The organism is Methanospirillum sp. (genome assembly GCF_035560735.1).
Classification (GTDB): domain Archaea; phylum Halobacteriota; class Methanomicrobia; order Methanomicrobiales; family Methanospirillaceae; genus Methanospirillum.
On the sequence record NZ_DATMYY010000254.1, the window covers coordinates 1 to 2,558 of the forward strand.

A 2,558-nucleotide genomic window follows, 5' to 3' on the forward strand; every position below is an offset into this window, starting at 1 on the left:
ATAAACAGATGTTCAAACAATTCGACGGTACTGCCGATCCATCATTTGACGAAAATACTCAGGAAAAAATTAACAATCCTGGTGCGCAGACCAGTCATTCTCTGACTCAAAAATCTGATAATCGTAATTATCCGAATGTAAATGAAAAACCTGTACCTGTGGTAAGTGCTCCAAGCGGAGATAATAAACAAACGGTTGATATGATATCATTAGGAAATAACCTGCAGGCGAAGGGCAACATTGATGAGGCGATAAAATCATTTGACCGAGCGATAAAATCTGACCAAAACAATGCCGTTGCGTTAAATAACAAAGGCACAGCTCTAGTTGAAAAAGGAGAATTTGACAAAGCTCTAGATATATTCAACCAGGCATTGAAAATTGACCCAGATTATAAAGAGGCATGGAACAATAAGGGAATCATACTCAAATACCAGGGGAAGAATGCTGAAGCAATTGAGGCATTTAACAAAGTCTTAAAAATTGATCCGAATGATAAAACAGCTCTAAAGGAAAAGGCAAATGCACAAATCAAAATGAATGTAAATGCTAATGTGACCCCGACAAAAACTTCCGGAAAAAACCCAACCATTTCAACAGAAGTACCTTCGAAAGTTACACCGAAAGCACCACAGACCACATCATTAAAATCTAAACAAATTGAAGGGTGCAGGTTGAATCAAGCTGGTCAAGCCATTGAGCAGTCTGATTATGGACTTTCAAATAACGCGGAAGAAGAGTGCAAGCAATGCGCCAATGTCGGTATTCCAATACCATTCTGCGACTAGAAACGTGTTACACATACAGGCACCCACATGTTAAACCCCCATGACGAGATCATAAAGGGGTATATCATCCCTAATAATGGGTATCACACCTCTGCTATAACTGTAAATGGCCAAAACATTGACCTTTCTCCGTACAGTTATCCCAATGTCTTATGGGGAAGTAGCAATACTGTTGACATCTCTAATGTACAAAGTGATATGTCTGTAGGGGTTTATTTCCGTCCCAACCTTTGATAGTGCAACACAATATTACATATTCATTTTTCAGTCGCCATAAAGTGCTCTATCACCAAAGAAGCGAAGAATATTCTCTTCTATGTAAAGAACGCGAACCGGGAGCTCAAATACCCGTTTCACTGTTCTCATGGCTGCATACTATTTCATGGGATAACCACTCTACCAGGGAGATAATATCAGAAAATGCGATGGTTCATGAGGTATATTACGCCCATTTCACACCCAGTATTAATCCTCAATGTTTTTTACCGAACATCCAATTGTTCTCCCGGTTTTTTTCGGAGAGAGTGACCAGTAACACCGCCAGGAATCTAATATTAACCATTGGGTCAACTCCCGGATTTGAATACATTCACTAGTTACAATGGGATGGATAAATCCCGAAGCATATAACCCACCAGATCAACAGAGATTTGACATACCGAATTCTCCTGGATGGGTGTATCCCCTGATAGATGATTATCCCGGTCTTCTCCATGACCAGACAATTACACCCGAGTGAAAAGTTTGAGTTATAAGAAAGATTAACCTACGAAAAACGAGGCCATGAATAAGGGACTTTCTCCAATCATTGCCATCCTCAGGTGTTCGGTAAAATGCCGTGTAACTGGTGCGGATTAATTTCATCAAGGGTATAAAATCGTGAACCATAAAAAATAAAACCCTATATCCAATGTATATCCTGCCCTACCAAGAATAATTGAAGAGATATACCCGGGAGGAGTAAGAAAAAAACAATATGGAAAACTCCTCAGCAATAATCATTATCCAAATTGAATTGCATCCTCCATCTTCCCACTGAAACTGACAAAGAGCCTATTTGTACTATCTACATGAGCACGATTCTCTTTTCCCTTGAACAAAAAAAGGCCAAGTTAAATGTTTTTAACCTGTTTTTCCTGTGACTGTAATACCTGATTTACAAGAGCCAGAATTGCGGGCATAATTACAACAGCTCCAATAAGGGAGAATAATACTGCAATAATGGTAGTAAGTCCGAAGTTGCTGATCAGTACAAACGATGATAGTAACAATGCTGAGAATCCAAAGAAAGTTGCAAGCCCAGAAACAAGTATTGAAGATCCAATCTTTCTGACACTTTCTGTAATAGCATAAATAGTATCACTAGTCTTTTCCCTTTCTTCTAAAAACCGCTCCATTACCAGTATCGTGTACTCAGCACCCACCCCAATAGTCATCGATCCAAGGCAGGCTGTCATGGGCGTATATGATATCCCAAGAATATCCAGTGCAACAGCATTCCACCCAACAATACACACAATTGGAACGATAGGTGTAATCGCGTTGATATTTCGATACACTAATATCAGGAACACAAGCACCAGAAGAAATCCCCAGAAGGTCATCTTATCCTTGCTATCAGTAAGGTCCTTAATAAGACTGGTATACATATCATAATTACCAGTGATTGTTGCAGTTATCCCAGGTGGAGGATAATGTAACGCGATATCCCGGGTGATCTGCTCTTTAAGTACCCCTTTCTGATTAGTTTCAAGTTTTTTAGGATATAAC

The 2,558-nt window shown here is 39.5% G+C and carries 2 protein-coding genes; one reads left to right on the forward strand and one right to left on the reverse strand.

Annotation, left to right across the window (positions count from 1 at the left end):
* Window positions 1-788 (forward strand): tetratricopeptide repeat protein (locus tag VN429_RS07165; protein WP_325631451.1); only part of this gene is annotated, 788 nt, incomplete at its 5' end.
* A gap of 1,112 nt (window positions 789-1,900) precedes the next feature.
* On the opposite strand, the gene VN429_RS07170 is transcribed toward VN429_RS07165, so the two are convergent.
* The coding region (locus tag VN429_RS07170) for an MMPL family transporter (protein WP_325631454.1) at window positions 1,901-2,558 on the reverse strand (658 nt) is incomplete at its 5' end.